A 24,596-nucleotide genomic window follows, 5' to 3' on the forward strand; every position below is an offset into this window, starting at 1 on the left:
TCCTCACGCGGCGCAAGCAGCGACGAAGGCGGCAAGGATGGCGCGGTCGGCCTCACCGCGCAGATATTCCGGGTGCCATTGCACACCGAGGCAGAAGCGTTGGCCGGGGTGTTCGATCGCCTCGACCACCCCGTCCGGCGCGGTGGCGGAGACGATCAGCGACGGCCCGGCCGACTTCACCGCCTGGTGGTGCGAGCTGTTGACGCCGAAGCCCGACACGCCGGTGATGCGGGCCAGCAGGCTGCCGGGCGCCACCGCGACCTCGTGCGCCGCCACCGACCCGACCGGGTCGTGCACCTTCCGCTCCGGGCTGTGGTCCAGCGCGTTCTCGATCTCCGCCGGGATGTGCTGCACCAGGGTGCCGCCCAGCACCACGGCCAGCAGCTGTTCGCCGCCGCAGATGCCCAGCACCGGCAGGTCGCGCGCGATGGCGCCCTGCACCAGCGCCCATTCGAACTGGGTGCGCACCGGCTTGGTCTTCACCGTCTCATGCACCGAGCTGGCGCCCCAGAGCGCGGGGTCGACATCGAAGCCGCCGCCGGTGACAACGACGCCGTGGCACAGGTCGAGATAGCGGTCGACCGCGTCGACCAGATGCGGCAGGGCCAGCGGCGCGGCGCCGAATTCGGCCAGCGACCCGCAATAGTTCTGCCGCAGCGCGTACCAGGGCGCGGAGGAATAGCCGCCCGGCTGCTCGGCATCCAGGGTGACTCCGATGACGGGCTTGGCGCTGGGCATGGCAATCCTGCGGGGTCTGGCGGGTCCCTCGGTGATGCCCCTCGCTCCAGCCGCTGTCAAATTCCCGCCGGTTATGCGGTCCGCACCAGATGTTATCTCCCCGCTGAAGGCGAAGGCTGCGCCGGCGCAGCCTTTGCCTTCAGCGACGAGCGGAGCGGGTGCGGCGGGTGGGCTGCCCGGTGAGGTGGTCGAGGAACAGATGCGCCGAATGCGACAGCGGGTAGTTCTCGTGGTGCAGCGCCGTGATCGGCAGCGCGATCTCCGGCACGATGGCGCGGACCGCGACGTCCGGCACCGCCCAGGCCTGGGCGGTGTGCTCGTCGACGATGGCCGAGCCGGTGCCGTAGCGCACCAGCGGCAGCGCCAGGTAGTAGGTCTGGATCAGGTTGCGCGGGGCGTAGCGGATGCCGGCGGCGGCGAAGGCCTCGGACAGGGTCATGCCGATCGAGGTGTCGGGGTCGACGCCGATCAGCGTGTCGACATCGATGCGGTCGAGGGTGATCTCGGCCGCCTCGCCCGGCGCCAGCGGCACGGTCGACAGATGCACCAGCCGCGACGTGCCGATCGGCACCTTGCGCATGCCGGGCGGCAGCACCGGCTCATGCGCGATGGCGAGGTCGAGGCTGTTGGTCGCCACCAGCTCCAGGATCTCACGGGTGTGGTGGGTGCGCAGGTCGAAGCTGACGCCGGGATGCAGGCGGTGGAACTGCGCCACCTGGTCGGTCATGAAGCCGAAGCCCAGGCTGGGCAGGCAGGCGACGCTGACATGGCCCTCGCGCCCGCGCCGCAGGTTGGCGGCGATGCTGGAGATCCGCTCCAGCCCGGCGAAGGTGCGGTCGATCTCGACCTCCAGCAGCTTCGCCTCGCGGGTCGGCACCAGCTTGCCCTTCACCCGTTCGAACAGGCGCAGGCCCAGCTGGTCCTCGGCGTGGCGCAGCAGCTTGCTGACCGCGGGCTGGGACACGTTCAGCAGCTCGGCCGCGCCGGTGATCGACCCCGCCTTCTGCACCGCCTGCAACGCCTCGATGTGCCGCAACCTGATGGTCATCGTCGCCCCCTTGGGGCCGATCCGGCCCGGACCCGGGATCGCACAGCGGCGCGGGCATGACAAGCGCGCCCCGTCCGTGCGAGGGTCCGACCACCATGATCCGCATCACCGCCCGCACCCAGATCGACGAGCGCGACATCGAGGAGAGCTTCATCCTCGCCTCGGGCCCGGGCGGCCAGAACGTCAACAAGGTCGCGACCGCGGTGCAGCTGCGCTACCCGATCGACCGCGCCGACATGCCCGAGGACATGCGCGCGCGGCTGGTCACCCTGGCCGGGCAGCGCCTGACCAAGGACGGCGTGCTGGTGCTGACCGCGCGGGAGTACCGCAGCCAGGAGCGCAACCGGGCCGAGGCGGTGGCCCGGCTGGTCGATTTGTTCCAACGCGCGGCGGTGGCGCCGAAGAAGCGGCGGCCGACCCGGGCGACGCTGGGCAGCAAGATCCGGCGGCTGGAGACCAAGGGCAAGCGCGGGACGGTGAAGCGCCTGCGCGGCAGCCCGGGCGAAGACTGAAGCACCGTCCCGCCATGCGCGGCGCCGAAGCCTGACCGGCGCCGGCCGCGCCGAAATTCGCTTCAAATTGCCATGATCTTTGCTGCTTATGGCGGAATTGCCCTGTGCCGGCGGCGAGACCGCCTGCGCCCGGGGGACTGGCTATTGGGGGGATAGTCATGGGGTTCGCTGTTTCGCCGCGCGTGGCCGCGGCCGTGGTGGTGCTGGCCTGGGCCGGCGCCGCCGCCGCGCAGACGCCGACATCGAACACGACGCCGGCCGATCCGGCCGCCGCGATCAAGGCCGAGCAGGAAGCCGCCTGGGTCGCCGCCGACAAGGCCGCCCAGCACGGCCCGAAGGACATCCCGCTGATCGACCAGGGCACGCTGGCCCTGCCGGCCGGATACACCTTCGTGCCCAAGCAGGAGGCCAACCAGATCCGGCACGCCTGGGGCGGCAACGCGGATCCGGACCTGATCGGCATGGTCTGGTCGGACGCTGCGGGCGAGGACTGGTACGCGCTGATCGACTTCACCAAGGAAGGCTACATCCGCGAGGACGATGCCAAGGACTGGAATGCCGACGAGCTGCTGAGCAGCCTGAAGGACGGCACCCAGGCCGGCAACCAGGACCGCATCGCCCGCGGCTTCCCGCCCCTGGCGGTGACCGGCTGGATCGAGGTGCCGCAATACGACGCCGCCACCCATCGCTTGGTGTGGTCGGCCAAGGTGGTCGAGACCGACAACGCCGCCGACGAGGGGTCGGCCAACTACAAGACCTATGCGCTGGGACGCGAGGGCTATATCGGCCTGAACATGGTCACCTCGACGGCCGCGATCGAGGGCGAGAAGAAATATGCCCGCGAGTTGCTCAATTCGGTCAGCTACACCACCGGCAAGCGCTACGAGGATTTCACCGAAAGCACCGACCGGGTCGCCGAATACGGGCTGGCGGCGCTGGTGGCCGGCGTGGCGGCGAAGAAGCTGGGGCTGATCGCCATCGCCGGCGCCTTCGTGCTGAAATTCGCCAAAGTCATCATCATCGCGCTCGGCGCCTTCGGCTTCGGGCTGACCAAGCTGTTCCGGCGCAAGCCGCGCGACGGCGGCACCGCGTGAACACCGTCAGGCCCTGCCCATGATCCGGACCCTCCTGCTGCTGGTCGGCTTCCTGAAGTTCGGCAAGATCGGGCTGACCGGCGGCACCATGCTGCTGTCGCTGGCGACCTACGCCCTCATCTTCGGCTGGGGCTATGCCGCCGGCTTCGTCCTGCTGCTGCTGATGCATGAGATGGGGCACTACATCGCGGCCAAGCGGCGCGGCCTGGATGTCGGGGCGCCGACCTTCATCCCCTTCATCGGCGCCTGGATCGAGCTGAAGCAGCAGCCGATGGATGTCGAGACCGAGGCCTATGTCGCCTTCGCCGGCCCCTTCATCGGCACGCTGGGTGCCTTCGTCGTCTACTTCTGGGCGCGCGAGGTCGACAGCCGGCTGCTGCTGGCCGTGGCCTATTCCGGCTTCTTCCTGAACCTGATCAACCTGCTGCCGGTCTCGCCGCTGGATGGCGGCCGGATCACCGCGATCCTGTCGCCGAAGGTGTGGCTGCTGGGCGCGCCGATCATGCTGGGCCTGCTGCTGTGGCGGCCCAGCCCGGTGCTGCTGCTGGTGGCGCTGATCGCGGCACCGCAGGTGCTGAAGGCTTGGCGCCACGACCCCAACAGCCCCGAGGCGCTGGCCTATTACAACGCACCGCTGGAGGCGCGGATCGAATACGGTGTGCTGTATCTCGGCCTGACTGCGCTGCTGGCGATCATGACCTACAGCGTGCATGGTATGCTGGAGGGCACCCGCGCCTTCTGAAAGCCGGCATCCGGCACGGCCCTTGCGTCCCCCTCCTTCGGTTTGCGACCACCGATCGGAGAGGATGCCGCGATGAAGCGTGAGGACCTGACCGAGAAGATCCTGGACATCAAGCGCGAGAAGGGCTGGAGCTGGCGCGAGATCACCGCCGCGATCGGCGGCCATTCGCCGGTGCTGGTCACCGCCGCCCTGCTGGGCCAGATGAAACTGACCAAGCCGCAGGCAGCCGAGGCCGCCACCCTGTTCGGCCTGACCGCGGCGGAGCAGCGGATGCTGAACGAGCCGCCCTATCGCGGGTCGTTCCAGGCGCCGCCGACCGACCCGCTGATCTACCGCTTCTACGAGCTGGTGATGGTCTACGGCACCACCTGGAAGGAGCTGATCCAGGAGGAGTTCGGCGACGGCATCATGTCGGCGATCGATTTCGACTTCGAGATGGAGCGCCTTCCCGATCCCAATGGCGACCGGGTGAAGCTGACGATGTCCGGCAAGTTCCTGCCCTACCGCTATTACGGCGCCACCGGCAATTCCCCGCGATTCGGCTACCGGGAGGAGTGAGGGGGCTTTCCCCCTACTCCGCCTTCCATGTCCCCCACAGGATCGGCTTGCCGCCGGCCCAGGGGTGGTAGCCCCTGAGCTTCGGGCCGGACGCGTCGACCACCACGTCGTAATACAGGCCGAGGGTCGGCACCTGCTGCGCCATCAGCGCGTGCAGCTGGTGCAGCACCGCCTTGCGCGCCACCGGGTCGTCGGTCTGCACCGATTGGGCCAGCAGCGCCGCGGCCTGCGGGTCGTCCCATTGCGAAGTCGGGGTGTCCGCCTTGCTGCCCACCAGGATGCCGTACATCAGCGACGGGTCCAGCCGCGCCGAATAGCTGAAGGATTGCAGCTGGAACTTGCCCGCCGTGTAGTTGTCGAGCTGGGTCGCCCAGTCCAGCACCTCGAGCCGGGCATCGATGCCGACCGCGGCCAGCATCGCCTGCACCAGGAGGGCGTTGTTGTACATGCCGTCATAGCGCTTGTTGGTCTGGATCGTGATCGGCTGGCCCTTGTAGCCGGCCTCCTGCAGCAGCGCCTGGGCCTTGGCCGGGTCGTAGTCCGGCCAGGCCAGGAAGCCGTCGTCGAAGAAGGCGCTGGCCTTGGCCACGCCGGAGGGGTTGGCCTCCGCCAGCCCATAGGTCTGGGCCTGGGCGATCTGCTTGATGTCGATGGCATGGGCCAGGGCCAGCCGCATCCGCAGGTCGGACAGCAGCGGATCGCTGGTCTGCACCAGGATCGCCGACCAGCCGAGGCCCGAGGCGGTCTCGACCGTGCCGCCATTGGCCTTCACCTCGTCGATCTGCGACGGCGCCAGGCTGGGCAGCAGGTCGACCTGGCCGGCGGCCAGCGCCGCCTCCGCCGTCGACGGGTCGGGCACGATCTGGAAGCGGATGGTGTCGGCATAGGCGATGCGGGCGCCGGCATAGCCGCTGCCGGGTTCGGACAGCGGCTTGTAGCCGGCGAATTTCTGCAGCGTCACCGCCTCGCCCCGCTTCCACGCGGCCAGGGTGTAGGGGCCGGTGCCGATCGGTGTATTCCAGCTGCCGTCCGGGTTCAGGCTGTCGGGGCTGATGGTGCCGCTGGCGAAGCACTGGAAATTGGCCAGCTGCGCCAGGAACAGCGCGTTCGGCGCGGCCAGGCGGAAGCGGATGGTCTGCGCGTCCGGCGTCTCCACCGCGTCGACCTTCAGCCCGGTGGTGCCGTCGAAGATCCGCCGGCAGGACCAGGCGGCGTCGGCCCAGCGGCGGTCCCAGCTCCACTTCACCTCGGCCGAGGTGACCGGCTTGCCATTGTGGAACAGCGCGCCCTGCCGGATCTTGAAGTCATAGGTCCGGCCGCCATCGGACACGGCCCAGGATTCGGCCAGCGCCGGGCCGACGGTCAGATCGTTGCGGTAGCCGACCAGCGATTCGACCACATGCTGCAGCACCGTGTCGGTGTTGCCGTCGCGGTTGATGCCGGGATCGGTGCTGCGGATGTCGGCGTTCAGCGCCACGGTGATGGTGCCGCCCGGACGCGGCGTGTCCTGCGCCGCGGCGGCCGCCGCAAAGCCCAGGGCCAAGGCGAGCGCCAGCCCCCCGATTGCCGTCTTCATACCTGCCCCCTGTCGGTTTCGTTTTTGGTTGTCTCTCCGGCCGTGGCCGGTCTCAGGCTGCTTTCCGCCGGTCGGTCAATACATCGGCGAAGAAGCGCTTCACCGCGTCGAGCATGGTGCGGTCGTCATGGCCGACGCCCGGGATGGTGTCCTGCTGCACCGCGACGCCCTGCGCCTCCAGGCTGAGGCGCAGCGACCGCATGCGGTCCTGGCGGTTGGCCCCGGCGATGCCGGCGCCCGGCATCCACCAGGCGTTGCCCGGCTCGATCGTGATCTCCCAGGTCTGGGTGTCGTCGCCGCCGACCAGCATGTGCACCGGCACGCGGCGGATGGCGTCGAGGTCCAGCTTCTTGCCGAACACCGCCTCGAAATTGCGCACGCCGACCCACCAGTCATGGTCGAAGTCGAGCAGCGTGACCACGCCGGGCGCGCCGATCGAGGCGCCCAGCAGCCGGTCCGGGTGCAAATAGAGGAAGCGGTGGGTGAAGTGGCCGCCGCCGGAGAAGCCGTACATCAGCACCCGGTCGCCCGCGACCCGGTACTTGGCCTGCATCTCGGCGATCATCGCCAGCAGCACGGCGTCGTAGTGCAGGGGGCCGGCGCGCATCAGCTTGTAGCTGGAGAGGTCGCCGGGTTCGGTGATGCCGACCGGGAACAGCGGCGCCAGCACGATGACGCCATGCCGCTCCGCAAAATCGGCGAAGCCGTCGCGATAGGCCTGCATGCCGCGTTCGGTGCCGTGCACGATCACCGCCAGCGGCCAGCTGTCGCTGCCGTGCTCGTCATAGGCCTCGGGCACATAGGCGCAGTAGCTGAAACGCTGGTCCAGGCCGCAGGCGAACACTGTGGTCGCCCCGAAATCATAGGATGCCAGCCGCGTTCCATGCCCGTGCGGTCGCGCCATGATGCCCCCTTGTGCCTGTTTGACGGAAAGTGAGACATGTTTTTGTGATCATGAAAAGCACAATCTGACGAGTTTTCCTCACAGCGGCGATGTTCATGCTCAGGAAACGCAGCAGCCGGCCCAATTCGCAGAAATCGTGAGCCATCGCGCCGCCCGAACATTTCCCTGTCGCCGAAAACCGGCCGGCGCTTATGGTGGCGGCCCGGCCACATCGCCTGCGACCATGACCGACCCGAAGCCCAGCCTGGGCGAATGCCTGCGTGACCTGCGCCGCCGCAACGACTGGACCCTGGCCCAGGTCAGCGCCATGACCGGCCTTGCCGTCTCGACCCTGTCCAAGGTCGAGAACAACCAGATGTCGCTGACCTACGACAAGCTGCTGCAGCTGGCGCAGGGCATGAAGGTCGACATCGCCGAGCTGTTCGGCACCCGCGCCCCCGCCGGCTCGGCCGGTCGCGGCCGCCGCGCCCTCAGCCGCCAGGGCGAGGGCCGGGCGATCCAGACCCGGACCTACGACTACCTCTATGTCTGCGCCGAGCTGTCGCGGAAGAAGATGGTGCCGATGATCGGGCTGGTGCGGGCCCGGTCGATCGACGAGTTCGAGGACCTGATCCGCCATCCCGGCGAGGAGTACACCTATGTGCTGGAGGGCGAGCTGGACCTGCACACCGAGCTGTACGCCCCGACCCGGATGAAGGCCGGGGATTCGATCTATTTCGACAGCACCATGGGCCATGCCTATGTCAGCGTCGGCGACCGGCCGGCCCGGATCCTGTGCGTCTGCACCATGACCGAGCAGGACCTGACCGCCGCGGTGCTGGAGGCCGAGGGCATCGAGCCGCTGCCGGCTTGAGGACGCCAGCCAGGGACATGGCGATATAAAGATGTCTTTATATCAGCATTGACGCGCGCGCCCCGCCTGGGCACACTCCGCCGGTTCGTGGTTCTCCGGGCCCATTCGCGGGCGCCGGAGCTAAGAGGGAATCCGGTGAGCCGCAGGGCGATGCCGGAGCTGCCCCCGCAACTGTGAGCGGCGAGCCGAGGTCCATCTTGCGTCACTGAAGCCGGAAGGCTTCGGGAAGGCCGGACCGGAGCGACGACCCGCAAGCCAGGAGACCTGCCGCGAACACGCACGTCCCTGGGCGGGGTGTCCCGGTGGTTCGCCTGCGATCCTGCCGGCTGCTCGCCGTCGGGACATGCCGCACGCGTCCGCTCGGCCTTTGCCCCCAATCTTTGGGGTTCAAGCCGATGTCTTCCCTCTCTCTTCCCGTTGCCGCTCTCGGCACGCCGCGGATCGGTCCGCGCCGCGAGCTCAAGACCGCGCTCGAAAGCTTCTGGTCGGGCAAGTCCGACCAAGCCGCGCTGCTGGAGACGGCCGCCGCGCTGCGCGCCGCCAACTGGGCGCGCCAGCACGCGCTCGGCGTCACCGTCATCCCGTCGAACGACTTCTCCTTCTACGACCAGGTGCTGGACACCAGCGTCATGGTCGGGGCGATCCCCGCCGCCTATGGCTGGGCGGGCGGCCCGGTGCCGCTGACGACCTATTTCGCCATGGCCCGCGGGTCCCAGGCGGATGTCGGCGACGCCGCCTGCAGCCACGGTCCTGCCCATGGCCACGGCGTGCCGGCCCAGGAGATGACCAAGTGGTTCGACACCAACTACCACTACATGGTCCCTGAATTCGCCGAGGGGCAGCGCTTCGCCCTGTCCTCGCTGAAGCCGGTCGAGGAGGCCCGCGAGGCCAAGGCGCTGGGCTACCAGACGCGCCCGGTGCTGCTGGGCCCGGTCACCTTCCTCAAGCTCGGCAAGGGCGTGACGGACCCGCTGTCGCTGCTGGACGGCCTGCTGCCGGTCTATGCCGAAATGCTGCAGCGCCTGGCCGCCGAGGGGGCGGAGTGGGTGCAGATCGACGAGCCCTGCCTGGTGCTGGACCTCGACGACGCGGCCCGCGCCGCGCTGCGCCGCGCCTATGCCGCGCTGGCCCAGGCGGCGCCGTCGCTGAATCTGATGGTCGCGACCTATTTTGGCGGCCTCGGCGAGAACCTGTCGACAGCCGTGTCCCTGCCGGTGGCCGGGCTGCATCTCGACCTGGTGCGGGCGCCGAGCCAGCTGGCCGCCGCGATCGACAAGGCCCCGCGCGACCTGGTGCTGTCGCTGGGCGTGATCGACGGCCGCAACATCTGGCGCGCCGACCTGCCGGCGCTGCTGGGCTGGCTGGAGCCGATCGTGGCCGCCCGCGGCGCGGACCGGGTGCAGATCGCCCCATCCTGTTCGCTGCTGCACGTGCCGATCGACCTGGACCTCGAGGACGAGCTCGACGCCGATGTGTGCAGCTGGCTGGCCTTCGCCGTGCAGAAGATGGCCGAACTGTCGACCATCGGCCGCGCCCTGGCCCAGGGCCACGGGGCGGTGGCCGACGCGCTGGCGTCCTCCGCCGCGGCGTCCGCCGCGCGCCGGACGTCGCCGAAGGTGCATGACAGCGCGGTGGCCGGCCGCATGGCCGCGGTCACGGCGGCGATGGCCCGGCGCGGCAATGCCTTCACCACCCGGGCCGAGACCCAGCGCCGGCGCTTCGGACTGCCGCTGTTCCCGACCACCACCATCGGCTCGTTCCCGCAGACCGCCGAGGTGCGGAAGGCCCGCTCGGCGCATGCCAAGGGCGCGCTGACCGATGGGCAGTACGAGAGCTTCCTGAAGGAGGAGACGGCCCGCACCATCCGCTGGCAGGAGGAGATCGGCCTCGACGTGCTGGTGCATGGCGAGTTCGAGCGCAACGACATGGTGCAGTATTTCGGCGAGCAGCTGGCCGGCTTCACCTTCACGAGGCATGGCTGGGTGCAGTCCTACGGCTCGCGCTGCGTCCGCCCGCCGGTGCTCTACGGCGACGTGTCGCGCCCGCGCTCGATGACCGTGGGGTGGTGGAGCTATGCCCAGTCGCTGACCGGGAAGCCGGTCAAGGGTATGCTGACCGGGCCGGTCACCATCCTGAACTGGTCCTTCGTGCGCGACGACGTGCCCCGCAGCGAAGCTTGCCGGCAGATCGCCCTGGCGATCCGGGACGAGGTGCTGGACCTGGAGGAGGCCGGCGCCGCGATGATCCAGATCGACGAGGCGGCCCTGCGCGAGGGCCTGCCGCTGCGCCGGTCGGACTGGAAGGCCTATCTCGACTGGGCGGTGGAGAGCTTCCGCCTGTGCGCCTCCGGCGTCCGGGACGAGACCCAGATCCACACCCATATGTGCTATTCGGAGTTCAACCAGATCATCGACGCCATCGCCGCGATGGATGCCGACGTGATCTCGATCGAGACCTCCCGCTCCAAGATGGAGCTGCTCGACGCGTTCACGACCTACCGCTATCCCAACGAGATCGGGCCGGGCGTCTACGACATCCATTCGCCCCGTGTGCCGGAGGTCGAGGAGATCACGGCGCTGCTCCGGCTCGCCCGGCAGCGGCTGTCCGACCGGCAGATCTGGATCAACCCCGATTGCGGCCTGAAGACCCGCGGCTGGGCCGAGGTGCGGCCGGCCCTGGTCAACATGGTCGCCGCCGCGCGCGACCTGCGCCGGGTGGCCGCGGAATAGCGTCCCGCGCCTGGGACCGGGTAGCGGCGCCGGCCGCCACCCGCTTCCGCTCTCAGCCCGCCCGCGGCTTCGGCGGCTTCTTCCACAGCACGGCGCCGCCTTCCAGCCCGGCATCGTTCGAGGCGATGCTGACGCCCTTCGGCAGGTCGAAGTCGATACGCTTGGCGTTGCCGCCGCTGATATGCAACCGGTCCGGATGCATCAGGATCTCGACGATCTCCAGCATCCGCTGCACCCGCTTGTTCCAGCGCTTCTTGCCGACCTTCTCATAGGCGGCGTTGCCCAGATACTCGTCGTAGGTCTTGCCCTTGTTGGACAGCGGGTGATGCGCCAGCTCCAGATGCGGCGTCAGCTCGCCGTCGCGCAGCACCGCGGTGCCGACCCCGGTGCCGAGGGTGACGACCAGTTCGAGGCCGCGGCCGGTGGCCAGCGCCAGCCCCTGCATCTCGGCGTCGTTGATCATCCGCGCCGCCGGGCCGCCCAGCCGCTTCGACACCGCGTCGGCCAGGCCGAAGCCGGCCCAATCCTCGGTGCCAAGATTGGGGGCGGTGATCACCTTGCCGTTGCGCACCACGCCAGGAAAGCCGATGGCGATGCGGTCGAAGGCGGGCAGCGGCGCCACCAGCGCGGCCAGGGTGTCGAGGAACAGCTTCGGCGGGCAGGGATGCGGCGTCGGCACGCGCTGCCGGTCCGACCGCATCCGGCCGCGATCGTCGATGACCGCGGCCTTCAGCCCCGTCCCGCCGACGTCGATCGACAATATGCCGGGTTTCACGGGCGCTTCTCCCTCGTTTGTCTGCAGCACCATGGCGAGCGCCTTCCGCCAGCGTCAAGCCGCGTGGCCGCTCAGCCGCCGGCGTGGCTGGCGGCGACGCCGGTCTCGCCATCGACCAGGACGGTGAAATCGGCGCCTTCCCAGCGATCGCCGTCGCGCCAGCGGAAGGTGAAGCGGATCACCGTGCCGCTGGGCACTGCCGCGGTCGGCAGGTCGACGACGTGCAGGCCGAAGGCATTCGCCGCGGTGGCGTCGTCATGCGTCGTCGCCCAGCCGTCGATCGTCCAGTGCACGATGGCCGCGTCGGGCAGCTCGATCCGCAGCGCCTTGCCGGCCGGCAGGGCGCGCCGCTTCTGGTTGAAGCGCCAGGCGCGGAACGGCGCGACCACCTTGTCGACCTGGTAGCGCCGCACCGGCTGCGGTGGCAGGTCGAACACCCGGCCGTCGCGCAGCGACCGCAGCAGCTTGATGTGCTCGGAATGGGCCCAGACCAGCGGCATGGCGCTGCCCGAGGGGCGGCCGCGGACCAGTTCGCGCTCCGGGATGTCGTCGTCGTCCCACACCTGTTCCGGCAGCAGCCCGCCGTCGCCGGCCGACTGCTCCAGCGTCGCCAGCAGGGCCTTCGCCGCCGCCACCCGCCCGGCCGCCAGCTCGTAATGCGCGCGCTCGCCGGTCAAGAGCGGCCAGGGCCGGCCGATGCCGGTGCCGTCGAACGGGCCGCCATCGGCGTGTTCGCCATAGCCGTCGTCGTTGTAGCGGTACCAGACCGGACCCTGCGGCAGGTCGGCCTTCAACGTGGCGTCGATCGCCTTCACCGTGTCGACGATGCGCGGATCGTCAGCCGCGCGCAGGCCGAAGCGCACCAGCGCCAGGGCGTCGGGGCTGATCAGCAGGCTGGCCTTGCGCGCATCGTCCCCCGGCGGCCGGTTCTTGACCGGCACGAAGCCGTCCAGCGGCGAGGCCACGTCCGCCGTCTCCACCGGCGCGATCCGGACGTAGTAGCCCTTGAGGCCGAGCCGGGTGCAGATCGCGGTGCCCTCGGCGAAGGTCCAGCGCTCGACCTCGTCGTTCCACACATCCGCGGTCTCGCGGATATAGGCGGCCTCCGCCGCGCCGCCCGACGGCTCCAGGATGTCGGCCGCGGCCAGCAGCGCCGCGATCTCCACCGCCAGGGTGAACGGGGAATAGCCGGCATCCTCCTCCCAGCGGTCCTGGCCGGTGACCGGGCCGTTGCGCAGCACGAAGCTGGCGGCACGCCGCACCATCGGCACGAATCGCTCCAGCTCGGCGTCGGTGAGGTGCCCGCCGCGGCGCAGCATGTCGGCCAAGAGGATCGGGAAGGCGCATTCGTCCATCTGCACCCCGTCCCAATAGGGCGCGCCGTCGAGCCAGACATTCTGCGACCAGTGGCCGTCCGCCTCCTGGATCACCTCGAGGTAGCCCAGGATCGCCTTGGCCTCTTCCACCGCGCCGGCGGCGAGGAAGCCGCCCGCGGTCTCGACTAGGTCGCGCGGCCAGACCAAATGGTAGCCGCCGAGATCCTCGTCGCCCTTGTTGAAGCCCCAAGGGATCGACAGGCTGGCGATCACCGCGCCGGCGAAGCCGAACGGCCGATGGGCGGCCAGGACCGACGTGCTGGTGCGGTAGGCGTTGGGGCCGGAGCCGGCGATGCCGTCCAGCGGCACCAGCCCCGCCTGCCAGCCGCGCCAGGCCTCGACATAGGGGTCGTGCGAGGCGTCGAAGCCGTTCTGCAGGCTGGCCAGCGCATGGTGCGCCGCCTCCTCCGGCCGCACGCCGAAGCCCAGCGCCAGCAGGATCTTGCCGTCGCCGGCCGCCGCCAGGTCGAACTCCCCGGTCAGGGCGACATTGCCATCCTCGGCCCGACGATAGGCCTGGTTCAGCTCGCCACGCTCCGACAGCTCACGCCAGCCATCCGACACGCCGACATAGCCGACCGAGCGGGCGCGCCACGGCACCGAGGCGACCAGGGCCAGCGACACGCCGTTGGTACCGCGGGCGAACAGCATCGGCGTGCCCTTGTAGTCCTCGACCCAGCCGGTGTTGTCGGCGCCGGCATTGACCAGGTGCGGCGCCAGCAGCGCGAACAGCCGGTGGTCGGCCCGCTCACCCTCATGCACGGTGAAGCTGATCTGCTGCAGCAGCACCGGCCGGCGCGGGTCGGTCAGCACCGTCTTCTCGATGCGGTAGCGGCCGTCCTCCGAGGTGTTGACCAGATGGAAGGCCGGCACCCCGGCCTCGATCATCCGGATCTCCGACCGCGTGGCGCGCTTCTCTTCCGAGAAATAGCCGTCGGGCCCGGTGACGATCAGCCCGAGGTCGCGGACGCAGGCGGTGTCGATTCGCGGGAAGTAGACCTCGTTGAGCACGCCGTGGCTGAGCGTGAACCAGATCCGGCTGGCCCCGGTCAGGGCGGTGCCGACGCCGGCCTTGGCGCTGGACGTCCACCGGGCCGGGGCGCCGGGCGCGCCCGGCGGCGTCTGGTCGTCTCGGTCCATTGCGTATCCTCCCTCGGCGCCCGATCGCCGCATCCCCTGTCATTCAGACTCGAAACCGGCGCGATGCGGGCGCACCATCGACGCGTTGATGTGCTGCTAGGCTAGCACCACCGCACCGGAAGAGAACGAAGAGGATCGAGGGTATGCAGCTCGGGGTGATCGGACTGGGCCGCATGGGCGGCAATATCGCGCGGCGGCTGATGCGCGCGGGCCACCAATGCGTTGTCTTCGACCGCAGCGCCGACGCCGTGAAGGCGCTGGCCGGTGACGGCGCGACGCCGGCGACGGACCTGAAGACCCTGGTGGCGGGGCTGACCGCGCCGCGCGCGGTCTGGGTGATGCTGCCCGCCGGCGGGCCGACCGAGGACACGGTGAACGCGCTGGCCGGCCTGCTGAGCCCCGGCGACATCATCATCGACGGCGGCAACAGCTTCTACAAGGACGACATCCGCCGCGCCGCCACGCTGGAGCCGAAGGACCTGCACTATGTCGACGTCGGCACCTCCGGCGGCGTCTGGGGGCTGGAGCGCGGCTACTGCATGATGATCGGCGGCACCAAGGCCGCGGTCGACCATCTCGATCCGATCTTCTCGGCGCTGGCGCCGGGCATCGGCACGGTCGAGCGCACGCCGGGCCGCGACGGGCGCGATCCGCGCGCCGAGCAGGGCTACATCCATGCCGGGCCGGCCGGTGCCGGGCACTTCGTCAAGATGGTGCACAACGGCATCGAATACGGGCTGATGCAGGCCTATGCCGAGGGCTTCGACATCCTGAAGAACAAGGATTCGACCGAGCTGCCGGAGGCGGAGCGCTATACCCTCGACGTCGCCGACGTCGCCGAGGTGTGGCGCCGCGGCAGCGTGGTGTCGTCCTGGCTGCTCGACCTTAGCGCCATGGCGCTGGCCGAGAATGAGAGCCTGTCGAACTACACCGGCTCGGTCGCCGATTCGGGCGAAGGCCGCTGGACCATCATGGCGGCACTGGAGGAGGCGGTGCCGGTCGACGTGCTGTCGACCGCGCTGTACGCCCGGTTCCGGTCGCGCCAGGAGCACACCTTCGGCGAGAAGCTGCTGTCGGCCATGCGCAACAAATTCGGCGGCCATATCGAGCGGCCGGCGGGCGGCTGATCCATGGCTGCGCTGATCTCTCCCGCCTTCGAGAAGCCGGCCGGCACCCCGGCCGCGCCGCCCTGCACCTTCGTCATCTTCGGCGCCTCGGGCGACCTGACCGGGCGCCTGCTGACCCCGGCCCTCTATCATCTGATGCGCGAGGGGCTGCTCGACCCCGGCTTCGAGATCCTCGGGGTCGACCGGGTCGAGAACAACGACGAGGGCTTCCGCAAGACCCTGGGCGAGGCCCTGCACACGCTGGGCGCCGACGCCCAGAGCGGCATCGACGAGGATGCCTGGGGCCGCCTGGCCGCCGGCATCCACTACCTCACCGGCGACTTCGCCGACCCCACGACCTATGAGGGGCTGGCAGCGCATCTGGCCGGGCGCGACAAGGCCACCGGCCACGCCAACGCCATCTTCTACCTGGCGGTGGCGCCGCGCTTCTTCGCCCCGATCGCCACCGCGCTGTCCTCTGCCGGCCTGCTGCAGGAGAGCGACACCGCCTTCCGCCGGCTGGTGGTGGAGAAGCCGTTCGGCACCGACCTCGCCTCCGCCCGCGATCTCAACGCCAAGCTGCTGGCGGTGGCGTCGGAGAAGCAGATCTACCGGATCGACCACTATCTCGGGAAGGAGACGGTCCAGAACATCATGGCCTTCCGGTTCGGCAACGGCATCTTCGAGCCGATCTGGAACCGGGACCATATCGAGCATGTCCAGATCACCGCGGCCGAGACGGTGGGGGTGGAGCGGCGCGGCCGCTTCTACGACGGCACCGGCGCCCTGCGCGACATGGTGCCGAACCACCTGTTCCAGCTGCTGTCCATGGTGGCGATGGAGGCCCCGAACTCCTTCGACGCCGACGCGGTGCGCACCGAGAAGGCCAAGGTGGTCGAGGCGGTGCGCAACCTGACGCCGGAGGACGCGGCCCGGGTGGTGGTGCGCGGCCAGTACGACGCCGGCACCGTGCTGGGCAAGCCCCGCGCCGCCTACCGGCAGGAGCCGGATGTGGCGCCGGACAGCCGCACCGAGACCTTCGTCGCGATGAAGCTGGCGATCGACAACTGGCGCTGGTCCGGCGTGCCGTTCTACCTGCGCACCGGCAAGTCGCTGGCGGTGCGGCGGACCGAGATCGCGATCCAGTTCAAGAAGGCGCCGGCGGTGCTGTTCCGCGACGCGGTCAACGCCCCGACGCCGAACCTGCTGGTGATCAGCATCCAGCCGGACGAGGCCATTTCGCTGCGCTTCGCCGCCAAGGTGCCGGGGCGCGAGATGCGGCTGGGCCAGGTCGAGATGGATTTCCGCTACGCCGAGCACTTCAAGGCGGAGCCGCAGACCGGGTACGAGACGCTGATCTATGACTGCCTGACCGGTGACCCGACCCTGTTCCAGCGGGCCGATAACATCGAGGCCGGCTGGTTCGAGGTGCAGGCGATCCAGAACCTGTGGGCCGGCCTGACCACCCCGCCGGACCTCTATCCGGCCGGCAGCGACGGCCCGGCCTGCGCCGATGAGCTGCTGGAGCGCGACGGGTACCAATGGCTGCCGCTGAACTGACCCCGGCCAGGCCCGCCGCCGGGCGCATCGCCCTGCTGATCTCCGACGTCGACGGCACGCTGGCCGACCCGGACAAGGTGGTGACCCCGGCGTCGGTGGCGGCCGTGGCCCGGCTGCGCGACGCCGGCATCGGCTTCTCGATCGTCTCCAGCCGGCCGCCGCGCGGCCTTTCGGGGCTGATCGGGCAGCTGGGCCTGACCGTGCCGCTGGGCGGCTTCAACGGCGGCACCATCTTCCGGCCGGACATGAGCGTGGTGTCGGCGCTGACGGTGCCGGAGGCGGCGGCGCGGCTGGCGCTGGAGACGCTGCGCCGCTTCGGCGCCGACCCCTGGGTGTTCGCCGACAACCAGTGGATCGCGACCGATCCGGACGGCGAGTATGTCCCTCTGGAACGGCGCACGGTGGGGTTCGACCCGACCATCGTCGCCGATCTCGACCCCTATCTCGACCGTGCCGGCAAGATCGTCGGCGCCTCCGGCGATTTCGACAGGCTGGCGCGCTGCGAGGCGGAACTGCAGGGCCTGCTCGGCGGCAGCGCCATCGCCGGCCGGTCGCAGCGCTACTACCTCGACATCAACCATCCCGAGGCCGACAAGGGCCACGCGGTCGGCCGCATCGCCGCCGCGGTGGGGCTGGACCCGTCGGAGGTCGCGGTGATCGGCGACGCCGCGAACGACATGCCGATGTTCCGCGCCGCCGGCCTGTCGATCGCCATGGGCAACGCCATCGACGAGGCCAAGGCGCTGGCCGATGTCGTCACCGCCAGCAACGCCGAGGACGGCTTCGCCCAGGCCGTGGACCGCTTCGTGCTGCCGCGGGGGCGGCGAGTCGAGTAGGTTGGGTTCGCGTCGCGAACCCAACGACGACCTCACCGGAAACGCCGACAGGGCAAATGCAGGAGGCGGATGTGCTGCGGGTCTATTGCGACCCAATGACGGCACAGAGGACGGTCGCTATTGGATCCTGCTGTACGATGGCAAGCCACTTGAGGACCAAGTGGCCCAACTCGGCCTGAAGGAGGGCGATCGCATTCTCCTCTATCAGGAAGAGGATTTTGAGATCGAGGCCACCTTACTGTTCAAGCAGACCCACGCCTATTTTCTCGGGGAACAGCTCTGCGCCCTTGTCGACGACAGCACCTTCCGGAGGCTCTGACGGGCGGCAGGAAAATTTCAGAGCAATGCCGCGCTCTCTTTCTCTGTCAAGCCGGGCAATGACAGGAAGAGGTGAGCAGTTGGGTTCGCCAACGCGAACCCAACCTACGTCTTGGGGATCCCGCTCTCACCCAGATCCCAGAACAGCCCGGTCATGATCTGCAGCCCCTCGCGCGCGATCGGGGCCAGCAGGTGCTCGTCCGGACCGTGCTGGCGGCAGCCGCCATAGGAATGCGGCACCCAGATCGTCGCCAGGCCCAGCGTGTCGGTGAACACCTCGTTCGGCAGCGACCCGCCGACATTGGGCAGCACCATCGGCGCCGTGCCCACGGTCGCGGCGATCGAGGCGGCGGCCCAGCGCGCCCAGGGGTCGTCGGGGTCGAGCCGCGTCGCCATCATCGGCGTGCCCGACTCGGTCACCACGATGCCATGGATGCCCTGCGCCTCGAGATGACGGGAGATGGTACCGGGCAGGTCCGACACATCGGTGCCGACGACGAAGCGCAGCTGGCAATGCGCCCGCGCCGCCGGCGGGATCGCGTTCAGCGGTGCCGCCGGGTTGCCGGTGGTGAAGGCCAAGACCTCCAGCGCGTTCCAGCCGAACACGCGCTCGGCCGGGCTCAGCCCCGGCTCGCCCCAGCCTTCCGCCAGCGTCTCGCCCTCGGCGTCCCGTTCGATCGGGATGCCGGCCAGGGCGCGGCGCACCGAGTCCGGAATCGCCGGCGGCCGCAGCCTCGGCACCCGGATGGCGCCGCGGGCATCGACCAGCGCGGCGACGGCGTTGGCGATGATGGTGCCGGGGTTTGGCAGCAGCCCGCCCCAGTTGCCGGAATGGTGGCTGCCCTCGCGCAGCGCCAGGGCCAGGTCGAAATTGATCACGCCGCGGGTGCCCAGCGCGATCATCGGCCGGGCGCGGTCGAGCCGCGGCCCGTCCGACGCGATCAGCACGTCCGCGGCCAGCAGGTCGCGATGCGCGGCGCAGATGGCGTCGAGCCCGGGCGACCCGATCTCCTCGCTGGTCTCGACCAGGAAGGCCATGTTGAAGCCGAGGCGCCCGCCCCGCGCGGCCATCACCTGCTCGATCGCGGCGATGTTGATCGAGTGCTGGCCCTTGTTGTCGGCGGTGCCGCGGCCGTACCAGCGGTCGCCCTCGACCGTGATCCGCCAGGGGTCGAGCCCCGACCGCCACTGCGCCGGCTCGCCCAGCACCACATCGCCATGGCCGTAGCACAGCACCCCGGGCAGGCCGTCGCCCTCCTGCCGCCGGGCGATCAGCGCCGGGGCGTCGGGCGCCGCCGGGTTGGGCACGACGTGCAGGGCGAAGCCGAGCCGGGCCAAAGTGGGCCCGATCTCCTGTTCGAGATAGGCGGCCAGGGGCGCACGGTCGGCAGCCTGGCTTTCGGTGCGGAAGCCGATACGGCGGTCGAGATCGGCACGGTAGCCGCCCTCGTCGAAATAGCGCGCCGCCCCGGCGATCGCCCGGTCCCGTGACATGCCCTGCCCTCCGCTGCTGGCCGGGCGCTCACGGCCCGGCCCCCATTGGTCGCAAATGCCGGACGGGCCGCCAAGCCCCTGCGGCGTTCTCACACCTCAACCGTTGAAGCGCGGCCTATCCCTTCGCCGGCCCGCTGCCGGTGGCCGCGATCGCTGCGGCGGCCAGGGCCGGATCGACCTCGCCGCCGTCATGGCTGCGCACGATGACGTCGCGCCGGGCCAGATGGATGCCGGCGGCGTCGAACTCCTCGAGGATGCGCTGGTACAGCTGGCGGCGGATCATGAACTGCTCGCCCGGCCGCGACATGAACTTGATGCCGACCACCATGTTGAACTCTTCGATCTGGCGCACGCCCTGGGACTTCGGCGCGTCGAGCAGATGCGGGCCCAGCACCGGATCGGCCGCGATCTCGGCGCCGATCTTCTTCACGATCTTCTTCACCTGGTCGACATCGGTGTCGAACGGCACCCGGAACTCCATCTTCATCACCACCCAGTCGCGGCTGAGGTTGGTCATGGCCCGGGCCTCGCCGAACGGCACGGTCTGCAGCGCGCCGCGCTGGTGGCGCAGCTTGAGCGAGCGGATCGAGATCGCCTCGACCGTGCCCTTGAGGTTGCCGATCTCGACATATTCGCCGATACGGAACGCGTCCTCGAGCAGGAAGAAGGCGCCGGAGACGATGTCCTTGACCAGGGTCTGGGCGCCGAAGCCGATGGCCAGGCCGATCACCCCGGCGCCGGCCAGGAGCGGCCCGATATCGATGCCGAGCGAGGACAGCACCACCAGGATCGCGATGGTCAGCAGGGTGATGAAATAGGCGTTGCGGAACAGCGGCAGCAGGGTCTTCAGCCGCGCCTGGCGCACCACGTCGGAATGCGACATGGCGGTGGTCGACCGGCTGAGCCGATGGTCGATCAGCGCCCGACCGAGATGCCACAAGAGGTCGACCACGATCAGCGTCAGCACGATGCGCAGCGCGCCGCGCAGCACCATGGCGCCCGGCTCCTCCGCCGCCATCATCGCCTGCATCGATTCGAAGCCCCAGCGCCGGGCCAGGAAGGCCAACGCGCCCAGCAGGACCACCGCCTGCGACACCCGCTCGACCAGCATGGCCAGCGGCTTGTCCTTGCCCTCGATCGATTCCGGCGAGGCCACCGACCGCGCCGCCTCGCGGATCTGGCGCAGGCCCCAGGGCAGCAGCGCGACCACGAAGACGGTCATGGCCAGGCGCACGGCGCCGAGCGCGACGAGGACGGCGACCACCACCATCGCCACGGTGACCACCCAGCGGCCGAGATCGTGCCGGATCCCCGCCCCTTCGGCCGGCGCGGCCGCCCAGGCCCGGCGGCGCCAGGTGAAGGCGACGACCAGGCAAAGCACGACGAACGAGGTCAGCTCGCGGATCAGCAGCGCCGCATCCTCCGGCGCGTCCAACCGCCGCATCAGCCGGGCCAGGAAGACGCCGCCGATCATCACCGTCGGGATCGCCACCAGCCAATGGATGGCCGCGGGGATCATCCGCTCGTCGATCGCGATCAGCCGCAGGTCCGGCCGGCCGGGAGCCAGGCCCAGCCGCAGCACCGCCAGCGCGAGACGGGCGACCAGCACCGTCGCCAGCAGGGCCACGACCAGCAGTTCGAAGCCCTTCGGCCAGGAGAAGGCGAGGAAGATGCCGAGACTGCCGATGCCGAAGGCGACGACATCGCCGACGGCGAAGACCAGCCGCGCGGCGAACACCGCGAGATGCTCACCGATCGCGGCCCCGGGCGCATGGATCAGCCGGCGCCGGATCGACCCGGTCAGGCGGCGGAACAGGAATTCGACCAGGATGCCGACGCCGACGAAGGCGGCCACGGCCAGGACCAGGCCGAGCACGCCGATCATCGCCAGGGCGGCGGCGAGCTTGGCCCCGACCCCGGCCATGATGCCCGGCAGGTCGCGCGCGGTCTCGGCATACCATTGCAGCTTGGTGCGGGTGCGGTCCCGCATCATGTCGATCTCGTCGGTCTCCATCGACCCCGGCATCGGCGCCGGCGCCACCGCGGCGGGCTGGGCCTGCTGCTGCTGGGCCAGCCAGCCCTGGACCTGGGGGTTGCGCAGCAGGTCGAGCAGCTGCTGCACCGGCGCGGGCGGGGCCTGCTCGGTCGTCGGCGCCGGCGCCGCGGGTGTCGCCTGCTGCGCCCATGCCCCCGCCGCGCCGAGCTGAAGCAGCACGGCGACCACAACCCCCGAAAGCCAGCGCATCCCGCCCCTCCCCGCCATTGCCCGCATGCTGTCCCGCAGCGCGCCCCGTGGCAACGGGCTTTGCAGGAAACCGGCCCTTATCGCCCCGGGCGGGCCAGCCGCCGTTCCAGCGCCACCGCCGCCAGGGCGATCGGATAGCACAGGGCGAAGTAGAACAGGGCGACGAAGCCGTAGGTGCGGGCGGAATCGAAGGTGGCGTTGACGATGATGGTGCCGGCCTTGGTCAGTTCGACGAAGCCGATCACCGAGGCCAGCGCCGTGCCCTTCACCACCTGGACCAGGAAGCCGACGGTCGGCGCCACCGCCACCCGCAGCGCCTGCGGCAGCACCACCAGGCGCAGTTGCTGCGGCCAGGTCAGGGCCAGGGCCCGCGCCGCCTCCCACTGGCCGCGCGGCACGCTGTCGATGGCGCCGCGCCAGATCTCGGCCAGGAAGGCGGCGGCGTAGAGGGTCAGGGCGATCGCCGCGGCGGCCAGGGGCGGCAGGTCGAGGCCGACCAGCGCCAGGCCGAAGAAGCACAGGAACAGCTGGATCAAGAGCGGCGTGCCCTGGAACAGCTGGACATACAGCTTGGCCAGCCGCTGCGCCCAGCGCCGGTGCGACAGGCGCAGCAGCAGGATGCCGGCGCCGGCCAGGAAGCCGCCGAGGAAGGCGATCAGGCTGAGGGCCACGGTCCAGCGCGCCGCCAGCAGCAGGTTGCGCAGGATGTCCCAGGTGGTGAAGCCGGTCATGCCGGCACCTGGCGATGGCGGAACAGCCGCCGCGCGACGAGGTCCGACAGCCGGCGCAGGCCGATGGAGAGCAGCAGGTAGATCGCGCCGACCGTCAGATAGGTCTCGAAGCTGAGGAAGGTGCGGGACTGGATGAAGCTGCCGGCGAAGGTCAGTTCGGGCACCGCGATCTGCGACACGATCGAGGAGCCGAGCATGATGATCACGAACTGGCTTGCCAGGGACGGATACACCTTCTCCAGCGCCGGGATCAGGATCACCAGCCGGAAGGTGCGCCAGCGCGACAGGCCGAGGCTGGCCCCGGCCTCCCACAATCCGCGGCCGACCCCGTCCAGCCCGGCGCGCACGATCTCGGTGGCGTAGCCGCCGAGGTTGACGATCATGGCCAGCACCGCCGCCTCCAGGCTGCCCAGCCGGATCCCCAGCCGCGGCAGGCCGAAGAACACGAAGAACAGCTGGACGATAAAGGGCGTGTTGCGGATCAGCTCGACATAGGCGCCGACCGCGATCCGCACGGGCGCATGGCCCGAGCGGCGGCCGAGGGCGCCGAGCACGCCCAGCACCAGCCCGCCGGCGATGGCGATCAGGGTCAGCAGGATGGTCAGGCCGATCCCGCGCAGGATCAGCCCGCCATAGCCGAGCAGGTCGGCGAAGTGGAAGGTCAAGGGGCCGGGGCCTTTGCGGTCAGACCGGCAGGTCGCCCGGCAGCGGGGCGCCGAGCCACTTCTTGCTGATCGCCTCCAGCCGCCCGTCCTGCTTCGCCGCGGCGATGATGGCGTTGACCTTGGCCTGCAGCTTCGGCTCGCCCTTGTTCAGGCCGATGAAGCACGGCGACTGGCTGAGGATGAATTTCGGCTCCGGCTTCACATCCGGGTCGCGCGCCAGGATCGCGGCGGCGACGACGTTGCCGGTGGCGATCAGCTGGGTCTGGCCCGACAGGAAGGCGGCGATGGTGGTGTTGTTGTCCTCGAAGCGCTGGATGTCGGCATCCGCCGGCGCGACCTTCGAGATCGCCAGGTCCTCCAGCGCGCCGCGGGTGACGCCGATGGTCTTGCCCGAGAGGTCCTCGGCCTTCGCCACCGCCGCGTCGGCCGGGCCGAACACGCCGGAGAAGAACGGGGCGTAGGCGCTGGTGAAGTCGATCACCTTCTCGCGGTCGGCGTTGCGGCCGAGGCTGGAGATGATCAGGTCGACCTTGTGGGTCTGAAGATAGGGCACCCGGTTTGCACTGGTGACGGGCACCAGTTCGACCGCCACGCCCAAATCCTGGGCAATCAGATTGGCCATGTCGATGTCGTAGCCCTGCGGCTGCAGGTCGGGCCCGGCCGAGCCGAAGGGCGGGAAATCCTGCGGCACGGCGATGCGGATCACCTTGGCGGCCAGCACGTCGTCCAGCCCGTCCGCCGCCGCCGGCAGCGCCATCGCCGCCAGCCCGGCCGCGACCACCAGGCCCAGCAGCCCCCGTCCCCAATCCACCAGCGCCATCCGACTGTTTCCATCCGTGCCGGCGCGCCCGCCGCGCCCATCGGGTCCCGGGTCAGCAAGCGGCGTGCCAGAAGCGATCGGGCGGGATTGATGCTCGCGGAACCATGTCGCAGGCTGGCGGCAGGAGAGTCGGCGGAGCGGGCCATGGACAGCGTTGCAACCAACCCGCAGGTCTATCTGCACATCCGGGTCATCATCGGCATCGTGCTGGGCCTGTGCATCACCCGGCTGCTGACCGGCTTCGCCCGGCTGGTCCAGCATCCGGGGCGGCAGCGGGTCTATCCGGTCCATCTCGGCTGGGCCCTGTCGCTGCTGCTGGCCGTGGCCCATTTCTGGTGGTGGGAGTTCCGCTTCGCGGTCGCCAGCTGGACCTTCGGCCTGTACCTGTTCATCATCTTCTACGCGGCGCTGTTCTTCCTGCTCTGCGTCCTGCTGTTCCCCGACGACCTGACCGACTATGCCGGCTACGAGGACTATTTCCTGTCCCGCCGGAAATGGTTCTTCGGCATCCTCGCCCTGACCTTCGTGGTCGACGTCTTCGACACGCTGCTAAAGGGGGCGGACTACCTGCGCGGCTTCGGCTATGAATACGAGCTCCGGATCTCCGGCTATCTGCTGCTGTGCGGCATTGCCATCGCCACGCGCAACCGGTTGTTCCATCTCGTCTTCATGGTCGCGAACATCGCCTATCAGCTGTCCTGGATCCTGCGCCTCTACGACACGCTGGGGTGAGCCGCGGGCGAGGCGGCAGCCGCGCCGGGCAACATTCCGTTACA

General features: G+C 69.9%; 21 protein-coding genes, 1 pseudogene and 1 riboswitch. Of the genes and pseudogenes, 11 read left to right on the plus strand and 11 right to left on the minus strand.

The window, feature by feature from the left end; all coding sequences use genetic code 11:
• Positions 1–3 precede the first annotated feature (3 nt).
• Both AB4112_RS27560 and AB4112_RS27565 read right to left on the minus strand, forming a co-directional pair.
• Positions 4–738, minus strand: coding sequence for a gamma-glutamyl-gamma-aminobutyrate hydrolase family protein (locus AB4112_RS27560; protein ID WP_441724254.1), 735 nt, complete (start codon positions 736–738; stop codon positions 4–6).
• A gap of 139 nt (positions 739–877) precedes the next feature.
• Positions 878–1,786, minus strand: coding sequence for a LysR family transcriptional regulator (locus AB4112_RS27565; RefSeq protein WP_441724256.1), 909 nt, complete (start codon positions 1,784–1,786; stop codon positions 878–880).
• Positions 1,787–1,881: 95 nt separating this feature from the next.
• Between AB4112_RS27565 and arfB the strand changes: the two genes are divergently transcribed.
• The 4 genes from arfB (at position 1,882) to cynS (ending at position 4,692) form a co-directional block, all read left to right on the plus strand.
• Complete coding sequence (gene arfB / locus AB4112_RS27570; RefSeq protein ID WP_309801595.1) at positions 1,882–2,298, plus strand: alternative ribosome rescue aminoacyl-tRNA hydrolase ArfB; 417 nt, start codon at positions 1,882–1,884, stop codon at positions 2,296–2,298.
• A gap of 158 nt (positions 2,299–2,456) precedes the next feature.
• Positions 2,457–3,392 (plus strand): DUF2167 domain-containing protein, encoded by a 936-nt coding sequence (locus tag AB4112_RS27575; RefSeq protein WP_309801594.1) that lies wholly within the window; start codon positions 2,457–2,459, stop codon positions 3,390–3,392.
• 19 nt (positions 3,393–3,411) lie between these two features.
• Entirely contained in the window at positions 3,412–4,134 is a 723-nt protein-coding gene (locus AB4112_RS27580) for a site-2 protease family protein (RefSeq protein ID WP_309801593.1), read from the plus strand.
• A 72-nt stretch (positions 4,135–4,206) separates the two neighbouring features.
• On the plus strand, positions 4,207–4,692 hold the full coding sequence (cynS, locus tag AB4112_RS27585) for a cyanase (protein WP_309801592.1): 486 nt from the start codon (positions 4,207–4,209) through the stop codon (positions 4,690–4,692).
• Positions 4,693–4,705: 13 nt separating this feature from the next.
• On the opposite strand, the gene AB4112_RS27590 is transcribed toward cynS, so the two are convergent.
• Both AB4112_RS27590 and AB4112_RS27595 read right to left on the minus strand, forming a co-directional pair.
• Entirely contained in the window at positions 4,706–6,268 is a 1,563-nt protein-coding gene (locus tag AB4112_RS27590; RefSeq protein WP_309801591.1) for an ABC transporter substrate-binding protein, read from the minus strand.
• 52 nt (positions 6,269–6,320) lie between these two features.
• Positions 6,321–7,172: a hypothetical protein gene (locus AB4112_RS27595; protein WP_441724259.1), complete on the minus strand. Its 852-nt coding sequence runs from the start codon at positions 7,170–7,172 to the stop codon at positions 6,321–6,323.
• Between the two features lie 223 nt (positions 7,173–7,395).
• On the opposite strand from AB4112_RS27595, the gene AB4112_RS27600 reads away from it, so the two are divergent.
• Complete coding sequence (locus AB4112_RS27600) at positions 7,396–8,025, plus strand: helix-turn-helix domain-containing protein (RefSeq protein WP_309801589.1); 630 nt, start codon at positions 7,396–7,398, stop codon at positions 8,023–8,025.
• A gap of 71 nt (positions 8,026–8,096) precedes the next feature.
• Positions 8,097–8,311, plus strand: a riboswitch (cobalamin riboswitch).
• Between the two features lie 109 nt (positions 8,312–8,420).
• Positions 8,421–10,754, plus strand: coding sequence for a 5-methyltetrahydropteroyltriglutamate--homocysteine S-methyltransferase (gene metE / locus AB4112_RS27605; protein ID WP_309801588.1), 2,334 nt, complete (start codon positions 8,421–8,423; stop codon positions 10,752–10,754).
• A 52-nt stretch (positions 10,755–10,806) separates the two neighbouring features.
• On the opposite strand, the gene AB4112_RS27610 is transcribed toward metE, so the two are convergent.
• On the minus strand, positions 10,807–11,529 hold the full coding sequence (locus tag AB4112_RS27610) for an ROK family protein (RefSeq protein WP_309801587.1): 723 nt from the start codon (positions 11,527–11,529) through the stop codon (positions 10,807–10,809).
• Positions 11,530–11,600: 71 nt separating this feature from the next.
• Positions 11,601–14,045 (minus strand): glucan 1,4-alpha-glucosidase, encoded by a 2,445-nt coding sequence (locus tag AB4112_RS27615; RefSeq protein ID WP_441724262.1) that lies wholly within the window; start codon positions 14,043–14,045, stop codon positions 11,601–11,603.
• 125 nt (positions 14,046–14,170) lie between these two features.
• Between AB4112_RS27615 and gnd the strand changes: the two are divergent.
• The 4 genes and pseudogenes from gnd to AB4112_RS27635 all read left to right on the plus strand — a co-directional run.
• A pseudogene (gnd, locus tag AB4112_RS27620) lies at positions 14,171–15,172 on the plus strand (phosphogluconate dehydrogenase (NAD(+)-dependent, decarboxylating)); the annotation flags it as partial.
• A 3-nt stretch (positions 15,173–15,175) separates the two neighbouring features.
• Positions 15,176–16,711 carry a glucose-6-phosphate dehydrogenase gene (gene zwf / locus AB4112_RS27625; protein WP_309801585.1) on the plus strand — a complete coding sequence of 512 codons (1,536 nt, stop codon included), beginning with the start codon at positions 15,176–15,178 and terminating at the stop codon, positions 16,709–16,711.
• Positions 16,693–17,547: an HAD family hydrolase gene (locus AB4112_RS27630; RefSeq protein ID WP_309801584.1), complete on the plus strand. Its 855-nt coding sequence runs from the start codon at positions 16,693–16,695 to the stop codon at positions 17,545–17,547. Before zwf ends, AB4112_RS27630 begins: the two co-directional genes overlap by 19 nt.
• A gap of 1 nt (position 17,548) precedes the next feature.
• On the plus strand, positions 17,549–17,866 hold the full coding sequence (locus tag AB4112_RS27635; protein ID WP_309801583.1) for a hypothetical protein: 318 nt from the start codon (positions 17,549–17,551) through the stop codon (positions 17,864–17,866).
• A gap of 104 nt (positions 17,867–17,970) precedes the next feature.
• Here AB4112_RS27635 and AB4112_RS27640 read toward each other — a convergent pair whose 3' ends face one another.
• The 5 genes from AB4112_RS27640 to AB4112_RS27660 form a co-directional block, all read right to left on the minus strand.
• A complete protein-coding gene (locus AB4112_RS27640; protein WP_309801582.1) occupies positions 17,971–19,359 on the minus strand; it encodes a M20 family metallopeptidase in 1,389 nt (462 codons plus the stop codon).
• Between the two features lie 115 nt (positions 19,360–19,474).
• On the minus strand, positions 19,475–21,604 hold the full coding sequence (locus AB4112_RS27645) for a mechanosensitive ion channel family protein (protein ID WP_309801581.1): 2,130 nt from the start codon (positions 21,602–21,604) through the stop codon (positions 19,475–19,477).
• Positions 21,605–21,681: 77 nt separating this feature from the next.
• Complete coding sequence (locus AB4112_RS27650) at positions 21,682–22,335, minus strand: amino acid ABC transporter permease (protein WP_309801580.1); 654 nt, start codon at positions 22,333–22,335, stop codon at positions 21,682–21,684.
• The gene (locus tag AB4112_RS27655; RefSeq protein ID WP_309801579.1) at positions 22,332–23,000 is read right to left on the minus strand and encodes an amino acid ABC transporter permease; all 669 of its coding nucleotides are present in this window, start codon (positions 22,998–23,000) and stop codon (positions 22,332–22,334) included. The genes AB4112_RS27650 and AB4112_RS27655 overlap by 4 nt, the downstream gene beginning before the upstream one ends.
• 19 nt (positions 23,001–23,019) lie before the next feature.
• Entirely contained in the window at positions 23,020–23,820 is an 801-nt protein-coding gene (locus AB4112_RS27660) for a transporter substrate-binding domain-containing protein (protein WP_309801578.1), read from the minus strand.
• A 144-nt stretch (positions 23,821–23,964) separates the two neighbouring features.
• Here AB4112_RS27660 and AB4112_RS27665 point away from each other — a divergent pair, with 144 nt between their 5' ends.
• Positions 23,965–24,552, plus strand: a complete 588-nt coding sequence (locus AB4112_RS27665; protein ID WP_309801577.1) for a hypothetical protein — start codon at positions 23,965–23,967, stop codon at positions 24,550–24,552.
• Positions 24,553–24,596 lie beyond the last annotated feature (44 nt).

This window comes from Inquilinus sp. 2KB_23, from assembly GCF_052115705.1.
GTDB lineage: Bacteria > Pseudomonadota > Alphaproteobacteria > DSM-16000 > Inquilinaceae > Inquilinus > Inquilinus ginsengisoli_A.